A 14949-nucleotide genomic window follows, 5' to 3' on the forward strand; every position below is an offset into this window, starting at 1 on the left:
GAGGGGCGCTTTTTTATCGCCATAGGTCCTGATTTATGTTCGAAGAATTATTGCAAACCCTCGGGTTGAGCGCGCTCAGCTTGAAGGGTTTCGGCCCGCTGTTGCTGCAAGGCACCTGGATGACCATCAAGTTGTCGGTGCTGTCCCTGGCCGTCAGCGTGTTGCTGGGCCTGCTCGGCGCCAGCGCCAAACTCTCCAGCCTGCCCTTCCTGCGCATTCCCGCCCAGCTCTACACCACGTTGATTCGCGGCGTGCCCGACCTGGTGCTGATGCTGCTGATTTTCTACAGCCTGCAAACCTGGCTGACCGGTTTGACCGATTTCATGGAGTGGGAATACATCGAGATCGACCCCTTCAGCGCCGGGGTGATCACCCTCGGTTTTATCTACGGTGCGTACTTCACCGAGACGTTTCGCGGCGCAATCCTCGCGGTGCCCCGTGGCCAACTGGAAGCCGCCACAGCCTATGGCCTCAAGCGTGGCCAGCGGTTTCGCTACGTGACCTTCCCGCAGATGATGCGCTTTGCCCTGCCTGGGATCGGCAATAACTGGATGGTGATGCTCAAGGCCACGGCCCTGGTGTCGATCATCGGCCTGGCCGACCTGGTCAAAGCCGCCCAGGATGCTGGCAAGAGCACCTACCAGCTGTTTTACTTTTTGGTACTCGCCGCGTTGATTTACCTGTTGATCACCAGCGCGTCCAACTTCGTCCTGCGCCGCCTTGAACGTCGCTACTCCGCGGGTGCCCGGGAGGCCGTGCGATGATCGAACTCTTGCAGGAATATTGGCGCCCCTTCCTTTATAGCGACGGCCAGCACATCACCGGCCTGGCGATGACGATGTGGTTGCTCACGGCCGCGTTGATCATTGGCTTTCTGGTGTCGATCCCGTTGTCCATCGCCCGCGTGTCACGCAAGCGCCTGGTGCGTTGGCCGGTGCAGTTCTACACCTACCTGTTCCGGGGCACGCCGCTCTATATCCAACTGTTGATCTGCTACACCGGCATCTACAGCCTCGCCGCCGTGCGCGAACAACCGTTGCTGGATGCGTTCTTTCGCGATGCGATGAACTGCACCATCCTGGCGTTCGCCCTTAACACCTGCGCCTACACCACGGAGATTTTCGCCGGGGCGATCCGCAGCATGGCCCATGGCGAAGTCGAAGCGGCCAAGGCCTACGGCTTGAGTGGCTGGAAGTTGTACGCCTACGTGATCATGCCGTCGGCGTTGCGTCGTTCGTTGCCGTACTACAGCAATGAAGTGATCCTGATGTTGCATTCGACCACGGTGGCCTTTACCGCGACGATCCCCGACATCCTCAAAGTGGCGCGGGATGCCAACTCGGCCACCTTCATGACCTTTCAATCATTCGGAATCGCTGCGCTGATCTACCTGACCGTGACCTTTGCCCTGGTGGGTCTGTTCCGGTTGGCGGAGCGTCGTTGGCTGGCCTTCCTCGGGCCGAGCCATTAAGGAGTTTTCATGCGTCATCAGGTCCATGAGCTGATCGCGCCTGTGCCAGGCACGGCACGGCAGATTCACAGTTTTCACTTCGGCCCGGAGCAGGCCGAAGGCAAGATCTACATCCAGTCGTCGCTGCATGCCGATGAGCTGCCGGGCATGCTGGTGGCTTGGCACCTGAAGGTGCGGCTGGCTGAACTGGCGGCGGCCGGTCGCCTGCGCAGTGAGATTGTGCTGGTGCCCATCGCCAACCCGGTGGGCCTGGAACAGGTGCTGATGGATATCCCCCTGGGCCGATACGAACTGGAAAGCGGGCAGAACTTCAATCGCCTGTTTGTCGACCTCAGTGAAACCGTGGGTAATCAAGTGGAGGACCTGCTTGGGGACGATCCCCAGCACAACGTCGAATTGATCCGCGCCGCGCTGTCGACCGCCCTCGCTGCGCAAAGCGCTGAGACCCAACTGCAATCCCAGCGCTTGGTGCTGCAACGCCTGGCGTGTGACGCCGACATGGTGCTGGACCTGCATTGCGACTTCGAAGCCGTGGCGCACCTGTACACCACGCCCGAGGCCTGGCCGCAGGTTGAGCCGTTGGCGCGTTATATCGGCTCGGAGGCCAATCTGCTGGCGACCGACTCCGGCGGGCAATCCTTCGACGAGTGTTTCACCCTGGTGTGGTGGCAGTTGCAGCAACGCTTCGGCGAGCGCTTCCCGATCCCCATGGGCAGCTTTTCGGTGACCGTCGAATTGCGCGGCCAGGGCGACGTCAACCACGGCCTGGCCGCCCTCGACTGCCAGGCGATCATTGATTACCTGATTCACTTCGGCGCCATCGCCGGTGACGTCGCACCGCTGCCCGAGCTGCCCTACCCGGCCACACCCCTGGCGGGCGTTGAGCCGGTGGCTACGCCCATGGGCGGCCTGCTGGTATTCCGCGCCCTGCCGGGTGAGTACCTGGAAGCCGGACAACTGATCGCTGAAATCATCGACCCCATTTCCGACCGCGTAACGCCCGTGCATTGCCGCAATGCCGGCCTGCTTTCCGCCCGTTCGCTGCGCCGCATGGCCACTGCCGGGATGGTCATCGCCCATGTCGCAGGCCTCGATGCCTACCGCAGCGGCTATCTACTTTCGCCTTGAGGATGCACGCCCCATGTACAAATTGACCGTTGAAGGCCTGCATAAAAGCTATGGCGACAATGAGGTGCTCAAAGGTGTTTCGCTCAAGGCCAAGACCGGTGACGTGATCAGCCTGATCGGCGCCAGCGGCTCGGGCAAGAGCACCTTTTTGCGCTGCATCAACTTCCTGGAAACCCCCAACGACGGCGCCATGACCCTCGACGGCCAGCCGATCCGCATGGTCAGCGACCGCCATGGCATGCGCGTGGCCGACGACGCCGAATTGCAGCGCCTGCGTACGCGCCTGGCGATGGTGTTCCAGCACTTCAACCTGTGGAGCCACATGAGCGTGCTGGAGAACATCACCATGGCCCCGCGCCGGGTGCTGGGTTGCAGCAAGCAGGACGCCGAGGACCGTGCCCGTCGTTACTTGGACAAGGTGGGCTTACCGGCACGCGTGGCGGATCAGTACCCGGCATTTCTCTCCGGCGGCCAGCAGCAACGCGTCGCCATCGCGCGCGCCTTGGCCATGGAGCCAGAGGTGATGCTGTTCGACGAACCCACCTCGGCCCTCGACCCGGAACTGGTGGGCGAAGTGTTGAAGGTGATCCAGGGGTTGGCCGAGGAAGGCCGCACCATGATCATGGTGACCCACGAAATGAGCTTTGCGCGCAAGGTGTCGAGCCAGGTGTTGTTCCTGCACCAAGGCCTGGTGGAGGAACAAGGCGCGCCGGACGATGTGCTGGGCAATCCGAAGAGCGAACGGTTGCAGCAGTTCCTCAGCGGCAATCTCAAGTAAACCTGACGTGAGCCCGGAAGGTATGCAGCGTGCGCCGGGTTTCCAGCTGCCAGCCGGCATGGATGCAGGCGCGCGAGACGATTTCCAGGCCAAAGCCGAAGCCCGGCGACGCGAGCTGCGCCACACGGTTATTCAGGATGACCAGATGCTGCTCCGTGAGGACCACGCGGATTTTCCCGGCGCCGTGCTGAACAGCGTTACCCAGCAGGTTCTGCACCATGCTGCGGGCGATCGCCTCGTTGGCCTGGATGATCGTCGGCGCACCGGCAAACACCCGCGCACCCGCGGCATGGGGGTAAAGCTGCTGGAATTTCTCGATCTGTTCGGCGACGACCACGGCCAGGTCAATCGGCTCATGGGGCAATTGGCGCGGTTCACGGGCCAGGGACAAAAACAGCTCGATCGTCATTTTCATCCCGGCCAGGGCACCTTCCATGCGCAACAGGCTACGCGCAGATTTTTCCGCGTTGCAGCCTGGCAGGCGTAGGATCGCCAGGCAGTTGTTCAAGATACTCAAAGGCGTGCGCAACTCATGGCTGACGTGCCGGGTAAACGCCTTCTCGCGCAGCAACGTGCGATGTTGCTGAGCCACCAGTGAGGACAGCGTGCGGCTCAAGGTGCCGATCTCATCCGGTCGATCAAAACCGCTGAACCGGGAGGGCCCAGGCCCTGCATCCGCGACTTCCGCCGCCAACAGGCTCACTGGCTGGGCGATGGCCCGGGCAATGGCGATGGCCAGGATTGCGCCAAGGATCAGGATCAAGCCCGCGACCGCACACAACAGTCCGAAAATCTGCGTGCGGTAGCCTTCAGTCTGGCTGAGCTTGGACTCATCCAGTAACAAGACCAGCAAGGTGGACTCGCCGCTAACGGCACTCACCAGTACGTGCACATCCCCTTTCGCAAGTTCGTGGTGCCCCGGTGGCAGGTTCAGGGCAACCAAAGGCAATGTAGGGTCCGTCGACCAATAGCCTTTCAGGTAGATCGCATTGGGCATTGGCGCGGCACGTCCCAACTGGGCGTGTTTGCCCTGAAACGCCTCCGCCTCCAGGTTCAGGTAGCTCTCGACGATGTAATCCTCGGTGACGGCGACTGCGAGCCAGATCAGCAGGCTATAGAACCCGGTGATCAATGCCATGAACGGCAGCAGGGTGTAGAGGATTCGCGTGAAGAATGAGTCAGTGGGGAATAGCAAGGCGGTACCCTTTCCCGTGGACGGTCCGGATCAGATCATTGCCGTAAGGTTTGCCCAGGGTTTGCCTCAGCCGGTAAATGTAGGTGCGTAGCGCATCACTGTCCGGCGGATCGCCGGCGGGCCACAGTGCGGCTTCAAGCTTGCCTCGGCTGACCGGCTCCGGCGCCACATCGGCCAATAGGTTCAACAGGCTGAACTGAAGGGCGGGCAACACCTTGACGGTACCGTTGTGGCGCAGCGATTGAGAGGCCGGGTCGATGACCAGGTCGCCCAATTGCCGGGGGCTTCGCGGTTTGCGCGGCGCCACACGGCGCATCAGCGCACGGATGCGCCAGATCAACTCTTGAGGCTCGAACGGCTTGATCAAGTAATCGTCACCGCCGGCTTCATAACCCTCCTCCTTATCAGGGAGCGCATCGCGGGCGGTCAGGAACAGGACCGGCGTTTCATTCTGCTCCCGGCGCAATTGGCGGCAAGTGTCAAAACCGCTCATACGGGGCATTGCGACGTCCATCACAATCAGGTCGTATTCATGCTGGCGGACACGCTCCAGGCAACTTCGCCCATCACGCGCGAAGTCCACTTCGTAACCAAACTCGCCGAGATAATCCCCCAACGAACCTGCCAAAGCGTGATCATCTTCCACCAGTAATATTTCCATAAAGACAAACTCCAAATTCGCACAAACAGTTAAGACAATTCCTTCAGCAAACAACTAAAAACCCACAACAAATACCATTTCACAACGTGACATTTGATTCACGCTTCATCTTATACAGTCTGGCAATGCAAAGAATACTGAGTTTGTTCATCCGTTACTTGAGCGCAGGCGCCATCGCGACGTTGGTTCATTACGCGGTGTTTGTCTGTTTATTAACGTGGCTTGCCCCCACGCCATCGACGTTTGTTGCTGCGTCTACGGGGGCTTTGGTCGCCTTTTGCCTGTCCAGGCTTTGGGTATTTGCACAACGTTCCTGTAACAAATTGCGTTTTTTTATGACGGCCACCGGCCAGGTTTTAACCAACACCTTAATGGTCAACTTACTGGTCTTCTGGGGTATTCCCCCCCTGCTTGCACAAGTGCTGGCAACCGCCGCCGTTATCCTTCAGGGCTTTACGATCAACCACTTCTGGGTATTCAAACATGACCTCCATCGCAAGCCTTTCCAGTGATCCCATACCGGATGCACAACTTACAATACTGGTCCCTTGCTTTAACGAACAATGCGTAATAGCCGAACTTCACTCACGACTGATGGCAATCGTCGACCGACTGAAAGTCCCCACTGAAGTGCTTTATATCAATGACGGCAGCCAAGACCGGACTGCCGCGATGATCGATCAATTTTCCCAGGACCCACGGGTCAAGAGCCTGCACTTGAGCCGTAACTTCGGCAAGGAAGCCGCCATGCGCGCGGGCATCAATGCCGTGGAAGGTGGCGCCGTGATCATCATGGACGGTGACTTGCAGGACCCGCCCGAACTGATCCCGCTGATGGTGCAGGAATGGCTCAAAGGCTACGAGATCGTAAACATGCAACGCCGCTCACGGCGCTGTGATTCCTGGGCAAAACGTATGGCTGCGCGGCTTTACTACGCGACCATGGATCAACTGATCGACGACTTCGAGGTGCCACAGCAAGTTAGCGATTTCAGGCTGATCGGGCCCAACGCGCGGGCAGCGATCCGCGCCATGGACGACAACGCCGGCGTGTTGAAGTTGCTTGTCAGCTGGCTCGGCTACCCGAGTACCGAAGTGAACTACGACCGCACAGCGCGCCAGGCCGGCAGGACCAAATGGACCACGTTGTCATTGCTGGACCTGTGCGCAGATTCGATTCTGGCCTTCTCTACGCGCCCATTGCGGATGTACAGCTACCTGAGTGCCACAAGCTTTGTGTTCGGCTCGCTGTGGGTCGCCGCAGCGGCGAGCTTCGGCGAACTGACTCATGAGCATTTGCTGGTGCAATCGATCCTGCTGCTATGCCTGGGCACTGCCGTGATCGGCGAGTACGTCGGCCGGGTACTGAAGGTGGTGAGCCCCAGGCCCAACGCGCTGCATAAACGCAATCACCCTGGAACCCCTTTATAAAGGCTATCGGCATGAACCGTTCCGCATCCATCCGTTTGCTCTGGGGCATTTTGTTGACCGTCCTGCTGGTGCGCCTGGGTACATTGGGACTGTATCCGCTCATGGACACGTCGGAAGCCCGCTATGCGGAAATTGCCCGCAAGATGCTGGCCTCCAATGACTGGATCACACCGATGTTCGATCATGGCGTGCCATTCTGGGGCAAACCGCCGCTGTCATTCTGGCTACAGGCGTTGAGCATGCAGGTGTTCGGCATCAACGAGTTCGCCAGCCGTTTCTCCAGCTGGTTGATGCATGTCGCCAGCTGCCTGCTCATCGTGCATTTCGCCAGCCGGGAACGCAGCCTTCAGGTCGGGCTGACAGCGGCGATTATCTATTCGACATGCTCCCTAGGGTTCCTTGCCAGCGGCGCGGTCTTGACTGACAGCGCACTGGCCTTCGCCCTTTTGCTCGCCCACGTGGGGTTGTGGCGCGGGCTGGTACACGCGGACCGGGGCTGGGCGCTGGTCGGTTTTTTTGGGCTGGGCCTCGGCCTGCTCGCGAAGGGCCCATTGGCGCTGGTCCTGATTACGCTGCCAGCAGCCCTGTGGCTGGCCCTCACTGGCCACTGGCGCCGGCTGCTCAGCCTGCCATGGTTACCAGGCATCGCGTTGATGCTTGCCGTGGCGCTGCCTTGGTATTGGCTGGCGGAACAAAAGACACCGGGGTTCCTGAAATACTTCATCGTCGGCGAACACTTCAGCCGCTACGTCATCAGCAACTGGCAGGGCGACCTCTACGGCAGCGCACATGCCCAGCCCTTGGCGATGATATGGCTGCATCTGCTGGGCGGGCTTTTACCTTGGGCATTGTTCCTGCCGTTGCTGGTGAAGGAGCGTTCCACCCTGCAAGGCCAGCGCGAATACTTCATCTTCATACTGGCGTGGGCGCTTTCAACACCGCTGTTCTTCACCCTGTCCACCAACATTCTCTGGACCTACGTACTGCCTGCGCTGCCGGCCTGGGCGCTACTGCTGGCCGATGTCATCTGCCAGAAAATACGCGCAATCGTCATCGCCGCCGTGGCACTGGCACTGCCGATCACCGGCTGCCTGATCATCATCAGCGGCCAGCTGTCCGATCGCCCACAAAACCAGAAAGACATGGTTGCCTTGTGGAAGGCGCAACAACCCGCCGCCCCCGGCGACCTGATCTATCTGGGGACGCGCTCCTATTCGGCGGAGTTCTACAGTGCTGGCTGGGCCCGCAACACCAAACAACTGCAACAGCTGCCACTGTCCCAGGACTTTTATCTGGTTCGACGCCAGGCCAGCATGCCGCTGGACATACCGGCGTCCGTCACTTGCGCAAGGGTGGGCCAGGCCAACGCTTCGGGGTTGTATTATTGCGGCGTCAAGTCGCAATAACCGGTTAAACCTTTGCCATGCCGGGAGGGTCTCTGAAATAGGACCTCCAGAGTATCAGCCGTTGTATGGCAACTTCCCGCAACTTCGCCAAGACATGGTTTACCGCCAAGGGCTGGAAGCCGTTCGCCTTTCAAAAAGACGTATGGGCGGCGGTTAAAGCAGGCCACTCGGGATTGCTGCATGCCAGCACCGGTTCCGGGAAGACCTACGCGCTATGGTTTGCTGCTCTCAATCGTTTCGCCATTACTCGTGCTCCCACTACCAGCAAACGCAAACCGCCCGCCGATCCACTGACGGTACTGTGGATCACCCCCATGCGCGCCCTCGCCGCCGACACCGCGCGCGCCCTCGAAGCGCCACTTGAAGCGCTACAGATTCCGTGGAGCGTGGGCCTGCGTACCGGCGACACCAGCAACAGCGAACGCGCGCGGCAGACCCGTCGCCAACCCACCGCGCTGGTCACCACCCCGGAAAGCCTGACGCTGATGCTCGCCCGCGCCGACAGCGAGGCCAGCCTGGGGCACCTGCGCATGGTGATCGTGGATGAGTGGCACGAACTGATCGGCAATAAACGCGGCGTGCAACTGCAATTGGCGCTGGCACGGTTGCGACGCTGGCACCCTGATTTAATGGTGTGGGGCATTTCGGCGACCTTGGGTAATCAGGCTCACGCGCTGGAAGTCTTGGTCCCACAGGGCGACGGGATCAATGTGCAGGGGCAAACGGCTAAACAGTTGGTCATCGACACCTTATTGCCGCCCGTGACCGAGCGCTTTCCGTGGGCCGGTCATATCGGTTTGAAAATGTTGCCCCAGGTGGTGGCCGAGGTAGAAGCCAGTAATAGTTGCCTGGTGTTTACCAATACGCGGGCGCAATCGGAGATTTGGTTCCAGGCATTGCTGGACGCCCGCCCCGATTGGGCCGGGGTGATTGCGCTGCACCATGGTTCCCTGTCACGAGAGACCCGCGACTGGGTGGAACGGGCCTTGAAAGACGGCCAGCTCAAGGCGGTGGTGTGCACCTCAAGCCTGGACCTGGGAGTGGATTTCCTGCCAGTGGAGCGCGTATTGCAGATCGGTTCTGCCAAAGGTGTGGCGCGCTTGATGCAGCGCGCCGGGCGCTCGGGGCATGCGCCGGGGCGGCCCTCGCGAGTGACGTTGGTGCCGACCCACAGCCTGGAGTTGGTGGAAGCCGCCGCGGCCCAAGATGCGATTGCGCAACGGCGTATCGAGGCACGGGAATCGCCTTACAAGCCTTTGGATGTGCTCGTACAACATTTGGTGAGCATGGCGCTGGGCGGCGGCTTTACGCCGGATGCGTTGCTGGCGGAAGTGCGCAGTGCCTGGGCCTACCATGACCTGACGGCTGAAGACTGGGCCTGGGCCCTGGGTTTTGTGCGACACGGTGGGCTGTCGCTGACGGTCTACCCGGATTACCGCCGCGTGGAGCCGGACGAGCACGGCATCTGGCGCGTCCCGGATGCACGACTGGCGCGGCGCCATCGGATGAGCGTGGGCACTATTGTCAGTGATGCAAGCATCAACCTGAAATTCTGGAGCAAGGGCGGTGGCGGCAAGAACCTGGGGAGTGTCGAGGAAGGGTTTATCGCACGGCTCAAGCCGGGAGATGGGTTTCTGTTTGCCGGTCGCTTGCTGGAATTGGTCCGCGTGGAAAACATGACCGCGTACGTGCGTCGCAGCACCGCAAAGAAGGCCGCCGTACCGCGCTGGAATGGCGGGCGCATGCCGCTTTCCAATGAGCTGGCGCAAGCGGTGGTGAAGCGCTTTGATGCTGCGGCCCATGGGCATTTTGACGGGCCGGAGATGCAGGCGGTGCAACCCTTGTTGCAGACACAATTGCGCTGGTCCGGCTTGCCGACGCGCGAGCATTTGTTGGCCGAGACGCTTAAGTCACGGGAAGGCTGGCACCTGTTTCTCTATCCCTTCGCCGGGCGCCAGGTTCATTTAGGACTGGCGAGTCTGCTGGCATGGCGGGTAAGCCAACAGCAGGCAGTGACGTTTTCGATTGCAGTCAATGATTACGGGCTGGAGTTATTGAGTGCCACCGCAGTGGATTGGCCGGCAGTGCTCAATAATGCACTACTGAGCCCTGAACATTTACTGGAAGACGTGGCGGCCAGCCTGAATGCGGGGGAACTGGCCCTGCGCCGTTTCCGTGAAATCGCGCGCATTGCCGGGCTGGTATTTGCCGGCTACCCCGGCGCGCCGAAAAGTACCCGGCAGGTGCAGGCTTCCAGCGGGTTGTTCTTTGAGGTGTTCAAGCAGTACGACCCACAGAACCTGTTACTGACCCAGGCAGGCGAGGAAGTCCTACGCGATGAGCTGGATATTCGTCGCTTGGAAGAGACATTGCGTCACCTTTGCGCGCTGAAACTGGACTTGCATCGGATCGAACGCCCTACGCCCCTGGCCTTTCCGTTGCTGGTTGAACGGATGCGCGAAAGCATGAGTTCCGAAAAACTCTCGGAGCGCATCGCACGGATGGTCAAGGACCTGGAAAAAGTCGCGGATAACGGGAAGCGCTGATGGTATGCACGGTGATGCTGGAGGGTGAGGAATTGTGGTTGCTGGCTGACAAGGCGGTGTACTGGCCTGCACGCCAGTGCCTGATGATCGCCGACGCACATTTCGGCAAGGCCTCGGCGTATCGAAGCCTGGGGCAGCCGGTGCCACAAGGCACCACCACCGAGAACCTGCAGCGCCTGGACCGGTTGCTCTCAGCGCTAGCCTGCACCCAGGTGATCTTTCTCGGCGACTTCCTGCACGGTCCGGGATCGCACGCCCGTGGCACGCTGGGCGCATTGAGACGCTGGCGGGCCCTTAATCCTGACCTGCCCATGACCTTGATTCGCGGCAATCACGATAAACGCGCAGGCGACCCACCCGAGGATTTGAGGATAGACGTGGTTGCTGAGCCCCTTCTGATGGGCCCTTTTGCCCTGCAGCACGAACCTGACGCCCATCCCAGCCACCACGTGCTGGCGGGGCATGTACATCCGGTGTATCGGTTGCGCGGCAAGGGTCGGCAGAGCTTGCGGCTGCCGTGCTTTGTGCTCGGCGCCCGAGTCAGCCTGCTGCCAGCGTTCGGTGCATTTACCGGTGGGCATGGGGTGGAGCAGGACAATGACCGCCGAATCTATGTGATTGGCGATCATGAAGTCTTGCCGGTAAGCTAAAGATCAGGCAACCGGCGCGGGTGGTGGCTCGTCCGGTAAGGTCGGCTCGCCAGGCTCGGTGGGCTGTGGATAGTCCGGCTCAGGCTGGCCGGGGATGCCGCCCGCATAAGCAGGATCGGCCATCAGGGACCAGGCCAGAACGCCAATCTGGTTGGGTTCAAGCCGGGCAAGTTCTGCGCTTATTCGCGGGTCGAGCTTCATAAAGTACTCCTCAAGCGTGGCCCGGCGCGTTTTACACGCGCCGGGGCAGTACACCTAGATAGAGTCACTTTCTGCTGACTAATTCCCTTTACGCGTAGGAGCTTTCGATCAAGCGCGTGGGAGGGTGACACCACGCTGGCCCTGATACTTGCCTGCGCGGTCTTTGTAGGACACTTCACAGGCCTCGTCGGACTGCAGGAACAGCATCTGTGCCACGCCTTCGTTGGCGTAGATTTTCGCCGGCAGCGTGGTGGTGTTGGAGAACTCCAGCGTCACATGGCCTTCCCACTCGGGCTCGAGCGGCGTCACGTTGACGATAATGCCGCAACGCGCGTAAGTGCTTTTACCCAGGCAGATGGTCAGCACGTCACGGGGAATGCGGAAGAATTCCACGGTGCGCGCCAGGGCGAAGGAGTTCGGCGGAATGATGCACACGTCGCTCTTGACGTCGACGAAGCTTTTTTCGTCGAAGTTCTTAGGATCGACGATAGCCGAATTGATGTTGGTGAACACCTTGAACTCATCGGCGCAGCGCACATCGTAGCCGTAGCTGGAGACACCATAGGAAATCACCGGGGCATCGCCTTGGCCACGGATCTGGCGCTCGACGAACGGTTCGATCATGCCGTGTTCCTGCGCCATGCGGCGAATCCACTTGTCCGATTTGATGCTCATGGCGGGTGTCCTGAATAGCGAGGTGGAAAAATTCTGTGGGGCATCTTACCGGGGCTGGCGTTGGGGTTCAAAGGCCACAAGGCTTTTCTTGACGAATGTGCCTGCTCCTATAAGCCGCAGCCAGCGGGGCCGGGACCTGTATTGGCGTGCCCGGTGAGCGGAAATACCACCGCCAGTCACGAATTTGGAGAAACCTTCGGAAATATCATTGGCACGTCCCGGAAAAAGGGTTAAGGTGGCGCCACTGTGCTGCTTGTGTCACTGAGAATCTCTACACGATATGTTGAATTTCGATCCAACCATCTCCAAGAATTTTTCCTGCTCTTTGCACTCAGTCTCGGCCAGGGCTTTTCCTGAGTCGCAGTTAACTTTGTCCAAGGAGATACACCATGTCTAATCGCCAAACTGGTACCGTTAAGTGGTTCAACGATGAAAAAGGCTTCGGCTTCATCACTCCACAATCCGGTGACGACCTGTTCGTTCACTTCAAAGCTATCCAATCCGACGGCTTCAAAAGCTTGAAAGAAGGCCAACAGGTTTCTTTCATCGCTACCCGCGGTCAGAAAGGCATGCAAGCTGAAGAAGTTCAAGTTATCTAACTTGTACTGACTTAGTCGAAAAGACCCCGCCCTTAAAAGCGGGGTTTTTTTATGCCCGGGATTTGGCTCTAACACCCATGTAATGCCGGGCAAAAAAAATGTGGGAGCGGGCTTGCTCGCGAAAGCGGTGAATCAGTCGGTACATTCGTTGACTGACACTCCCCTTTCGCGAGCAAGCCCGCTCCCACATTTCGTCCTGCGTATTACTGGAACAACGACTCACTCGACAAGCCATTCTTCTCCAGGATCTCACGCAAGCGCTTGAGCCCTTCCACCTGGATCTGCCGCACCCGCTCACGGGTCAGACCGATCTCCAGGCCTACGTCCTCCAGGGTGCTGCTCTCATGGCCACGCAGGCCGAAGCGGCGAATCACCACCTCACGCTGCTTGTCCGTGAGCTCTGACAGCCACTGGTCAATGCTTTGGGAAAGATCATCGTCCTGCAACAGCTCGCAAGGATCGGTAGGACGATCATCCGTCAGGGTGTCCAGCAGGGTTTTATCCGAATCCGGACCCAGCGAGACATCGACCGAAGACACGCGCTCATTCAAGCCGAGCATGCGTTTGACCTCCCCTACCGGTTTCTCCAGCAGGTTGGCGATCTCTTCGGGCGAAGGTTCATGATCGAGTTTTTGGGTAAGCTCACGCGCTGCCCGCAGGTAGACGTTGAGCTCCTTGACCACATGGATCGGCAACCGGATCGTGCGGGTCTGATTCATGATCGCCCGTTCGATGGTCTGGCGAATCCACCAGGTGGCATAGGTCGAAAAGCGGAAGCCCCGCTCAGGATCGAACTTCTCCACAGCCCGGATCAAGCCCAGGTTGCCTTCCTCGATCAGGTCCAACAGGGACAGCCCACGATTGACGTAGCGTCGGGCGATTTTCACCACCAGGCGCAGGTTGCTTTCAATCATGCGCTTGCGCCCAGCCGGATCGCCCTTTTGCGACAAGCGCGCAAAATGGACTTCTTCTTCGGGGGTCAGCAGAGGGGAAAAGCCGATTTCATTGAGGTACAGCTGGGTCGCATCGAGCGCCCGCGTGTAGTCAATGTACTTGTGTTGCTTTAACGCGGTGGAGTTCTTGGATTTGGTGCGAACTGAAGGTACAGCAGGTCCCTCATTCGACATCGATTCCGTATCGATACCGGTCTCCATAAGGAGAACCTCATCGTCGATGTCAAACTCCGGCGCTTCTTTACTGAGAGCCATTGTTATAGTCCTTTGGTGAGTTCGACCTCAAGCTCAAGCGGCGCCTTTATCCTTGGCAACGCTGGAGCCTGTTCCTTCTACGTGAGGGAACAGGCTGTGCAACACATCAACGACGGGGTAGGAATTGCAGTGGGTCTACAGGCTTCCCTTGGCGGCGAATCTCAAAGTGCAGTTTCACCCGGTCTGTACCAGTTGACCCCATTTCGGCAATTGTCTGTCCGACCTTGACCTGCTGCCCCTCCCGAACCAACAGCCTACGGTTGTGGCCGTAAGCACTGACGTAGGTATCGCTGTGTTTGATGATGACAAGCTCGCCGTAGCCCCGTAAACCACTCCCGGCGTACACCACCGTCCCATCAGACGCAGCTAAAACAGGCTGTCCCAAATCCCCGGCGATATCAATGCCTTTATTCAAACTACCGTTTGAAGAGAATTTTCCAATCAGCACTCCGTTTGAGGGCCATCCCCAACCGGTCGGCGCAGGCCCGGCAGGTGGCAACGGCGCGGGTGCCGGCTTGGTCGCAGGGGTCGGCGTGGCGGTGCCTGCAGGCCGGGTGATGATGGTGGTTTTGCTTGAAGACGACGGCGAAGATCCAGTGTTTGTCACAACTGCCGTAGGCGTTGAACCGGTGCGTCCATCGAAGCGAATCGTCTGACCCGGATGTATCGTGTAGGGCACAGGAATATTGTTACGAGCTGCGAGTGCCTTGTAATCCCAACCATAACGGAAGGCGATCGAGAACATCGTATCGCCTTTGCGTACTACGTACTGCCCGGTGGTCACCGTCGGTTTTTGCGGGGCCGCATTATTACGGTCAACTACCCGTGCGCCGCTGCTTGGCGAACTGGAACACCCGACCAACACGGAACTGAAGACGAGGCCAAGCACCAGTCGATGAAAGCTTGTTTTACTCATACGCTGCGCAAGACCTGTGAGACTCACCCGCCGCTCCCTTTGTGGTGGCTGAACATGATTGCCTGTATCAGGCTTGAAATATGA

Annotated in this window: 16 protein-coding genes; 10 read left to right on the forward strand and 6 right to left on the reverse strand. The window is 59.4% G+C overall.

Features of this window, described 5'->3' with window-relative positions:
• Positions 1-35: 35 nt before the first annotated feature.
• The 4 genes from HX823_RS19610 to HX823_RS19625 are packed head-to-tail and all read left to right on the forward strand — an operon-like array spanning position 36 to position 3377.
• Positions 36-764, forward strand: coding sequence for an ABC transporter permease (locus tag HX823_RS19610; protein WP_010212412.1), 729 nt, complete (start codon positions 36-38; stop codon positions 762-764).
• Positions 761-1471: an ABC transporter permease gene (locus tag HX823_RS19615; RefSeq protein WP_038850392.1), complete on the forward strand. Its 711-nt coding sequence runs from the start codon at positions 761-763 to the stop codon at positions 1469-1471. The genes HX823_RS19610 and HX823_RS19615 overlap by 4 nt, the downstream gene beginning before the upstream one ends.
• 9 nt (positions 1472-1480) lie before the next feature.
• Positions 1481-2599, forward strand: coding sequence for a succinylglutamate desuccinylase/aspartoacylase family protein (locus HX823_RS19620; protein WP_177076187.1), 1119 nt, complete (start codon positions 1481-1483; stop codon positions 2597-2599).
• A gap of 13 nt (positions 2600-2612) precedes the next feature.
• On the forward strand, positions 2613-3377 hold the full coding sequence (locus HX823_RS19625) for an ABC transporter ATP-binding protein (RefSeq protein WP_177076189.1): 765 nt from the start codon (positions 2613-2615) through the stop codon (positions 3375-3377).
• Here HX823_RS19625 and HX823_RS19630 read toward each other — a convergent pair.
• Together HX823_RS19630 and HX823_RS19635 are read right to left on the reverse strand one after the other, a co-directional pair.
• Positions 3370-4572 (reverse strand): HAMP domain-containing sensor histidine kinase, encoded by a 1203-nt coding sequence (locus tag HX823_RS19630; protein ID WP_177076191.1) that lies wholly within the window; start codon positions 4570-4572, stop codon positions 3370-3372. The genes HX823_RS19625 and HX823_RS19630 overlap by 8 nt on opposite strands.
• A complete protein-coding gene (locus HX823_RS19635) occupies positions 4556-5233 on the reverse strand; it encodes a response regulator transcription factor (RefSeq protein WP_038850396.1) in 678 nt (225 codons plus the stop codon). Before HX823_RS19635 ends, HX823_RS19630 begins: the two co-directional genes overlap by 17 nt.
• 143 nt (positions 5234-5376) lie before the next feature.
• On the opposite strand from HX823_RS19635, the gene HX823_RS19640 reads away from it, so the two are divergent.
• The 5 genes from HX823_RS19640 to pdeM all read left to right on the forward strand — a co-directional run bounded on the left by HX823_RS19640 (position 5377) and on the right by pdeM (position 11266).
• Positions 5377-5745 carry a GtrA family protein gene (locus HX823_RS19640; RefSeq protein WP_177076193.1) on the forward strand — a complete coding sequence of 123 codons (369 nt, stop codon included), beginning with the start codon at positions 5377-5379 and terminating at the stop codon, positions 5743-5745.
• Positions 5717-6664 carry a glycosyltransferase family 2 protein gene (locus HX823_RS19645; RefSeq protein ID WP_177076195.1) on the forward strand — a complete coding sequence of 316 codons (948 nt, stop codon included), beginning with the start codon at positions 5717-5719 and terminating at the stop codon, positions 6662-6664. The genes HX823_RS19640 and HX823_RS19645 overlap by 29 nt, the downstream gene beginning before the upstream one ends.
• A gap of 11 nt (positions 6665-6675) precedes the next feature.
• The gene (locus tag HX823_RS19650) at positions 6676-8070 is read left to right on the forward strand and encodes a glycosyltransferase family 39 protein (protein ID WP_177076197.1); all 1395 of its coding nucleotides are present in this window, start codon (positions 6676-6678) and stop codon (positions 8068-8070) included.
• Positions 8071-8135: 65 nt separating this feature from the next.
• Positions 8136-10616 (forward strand): ligase-associated DNA damage response DEXH box helicase, encoded by a 2481-nt coding sequence (locus tag HX823_RS19655; RefSeq protein ID WP_177076199.1) that lies wholly within the window; start codon positions 8136-8138, stop codon positions 10614-10616.
• On the forward strand, positions 10616-11266 hold the full coding sequence (gene pdeM / locus HX823_RS19660; RefSeq protein WP_177076201.1) for a ligase-associated DNA damage response endonuclease PdeM: 651 nt from the start codon (positions 10616-10618) through the stop codon (positions 11264-11266). Before HX823_RS19655 ends, pdeM begins: the two co-directional genes overlap by 1 nt.
• Positions 11267-11269: 3 nt before the next feature.
• Here pdeM and HX823_RS19665 read toward each other — a convergent pair whose 3' ends face one another.
• Together HX823_RS19665 and dcd are read right to left on the reverse strand one after the other, a co-directional pair.
• Positions 11270-11467: a hypothetical protein gene (locus HX823_RS19665; RefSeq protein ID WP_016976883.1), complete on the reverse strand. Its 198-nt coding sequence runs from the start codon at positions 11465-11467 to the stop codon at positions 11270-11272.
• Positions 11468-11575: 108 nt separating this feature from the next.
• Positions 11576-12142 (reverse strand): dCTP deaminase, encoded by a 567-nt coding sequence (gene dcd, locus HX823_RS19670; RefSeq protein WP_010212421.1) that lies wholly within the window; start codon positions 12140-12142, stop codon positions 11576-11578.
• A 389-nt stretch (positions 12143-12531) separates the two neighbouring features.
• On the opposite strand from dcd, the gene HX823_RS19675 reads away from it, so the two are divergent.
• On the forward strand, positions 12532-12741 hold the full coding sequence (locus tag HX823_RS19675; protein WP_002554837.1) for a cold-shock protein: 210 nt from the start codon (positions 12532-12534) through the stop codon (positions 12739-12741).
• 203 nt (positions 12742-12944) lie between these two features.
• Here the strand turns inward: HX823_RS19675 and rpoS are convergent, their stop codons facing one another.
• Together rpoS and HX823_RS19685 are read right to left on the reverse strand one after the other, a co-directional pair.
• Complete coding sequence (gene rpoS / locus HX823_RS19680) at positions 12945-13949, reverse strand: RNA polymerase sigma factor RpoS (protein WP_016976882.1); 1005 nt, start codon at positions 13947-13949, stop codon at positions 12945-12947.
• 106 nt (positions 13950-14055) lie between these two features.
• Complete coding sequence (locus HX823_RS19685; RefSeq protein WP_038843641.1) at positions 14056-14892, reverse strand: peptidoglycan DD-metalloendopeptidase family protein; 837 nt, start codon at positions 14890-14892, stop codon at positions 14056-14058.
• Positions 14893-14949 lie beyond the last annotated feature (57 nt).

Source organism: Pseudomonas sp. P7759 (assembly GCF_013386445.1).
Lineage (GTDB): Bacteria > Pseudomonadota > Gammaproteobacteria > Pseudomonadales > Pseudomonadaceae > Aquipseudomonas > Aquipseudomonas azotoformans_A.

What these genes read in the sequence shown, in the direction of transcription:
- HX823_RS19615 (WP_038850392.1), top strand. Translation starts at nt 761, where the DNA reads ATGATCGAACTCTTGCAGGAATATTGGCGCCCCTTCCTTTATAGCGAC.
- rpoS (WP_016976882.1), bottom strand. Translation starts at nt 13,949, where the DNA reads ATGGCTCTCAGTAAAGAAGCGCCGGAGTTTGACATCGACGATGAGGTT.
- HX823_RS19610 (WP_010212412.1), top strand. Translation starts at nt 36, where the DNA reads ATGTTCGAAGAATTATTGCAAACCCTCGGGTTGAGCGCGCTCAGCTTG.
- HX823_RS19635 (WP_038850396.1), bottom strand. Translation starts at nt 5,233, where the DNA reads ATGGAAATATTACTGGTGGAAGATGATCACGCTTTGGCAGGTTCGTTG.
- dcd (WP_010212421.1), bottom strand. Translation starts at nt 12,142, where the DNA reads ATGAGCATCAAATCGGACAAGTGGATTCGCCGCATGGCGCAGGAACAC.
- HX823_RS19620 (WP_177076187.1), top strand. Translation starts at nt 1,481, where the DNA reads ATGCGTCATCAGGTCCATGAGCTGATCGCGCCTGTGCCAGGCACGGCA.
- HX823_RS19645 (WP_177076195.1), top strand. Translation starts at nt 5,717, where the DNA reads ATGACCTCCATCGCAAGCCTTTCCAGTGATCCCATACCGGATGCACAA.
- HX823_RS19650 (WP_177076197.1), top strand. Translation starts at nt 6,676, where the DNA reads ATGAACCGTTCCGCATCCATCCGTTTGCTCTGGGGCATTTTGTTGACC.
- HX823_RS19655 (WP_177076199.1), top strand. Translation starts at nt 8,136, where the DNA reads ATGGCAACTTCCCGCAACTTCGCCAAGACATGGTTTACCGCCAAGGGC.
- pdeM (WP_177076201.1), top strand. Translation starts at nt 10,616, where the DNA reads ATGGTATGCACGGTGATGCTGGAGGGTGAGGAATTGTGGTTGCTGGCT.
- HX823_RS19665 (WP_016976883.1), bottom strand. Translation starts at nt 11,467, where the DNA reads ATGAAGCTCGACCCGCGAATAAGCGCAGAACTTGCCCGGCTTGAACCC.
- HX823_RS19675 (WP_002554837.1), top strand. Translation starts at nt 12,532, where the DNA reads ATGTCTAATCGCCAAACTGGTACCGTTAAGTGGTTCAACGATGAAAAA.
- HX823_RS19625 (WP_177076189.1), top strand. Translation starts at nt 2,613, where the DNA reads ATGTACAAATTGACCGTTGAAGGCCTGCATAAAAGCTATGGCGACAAT.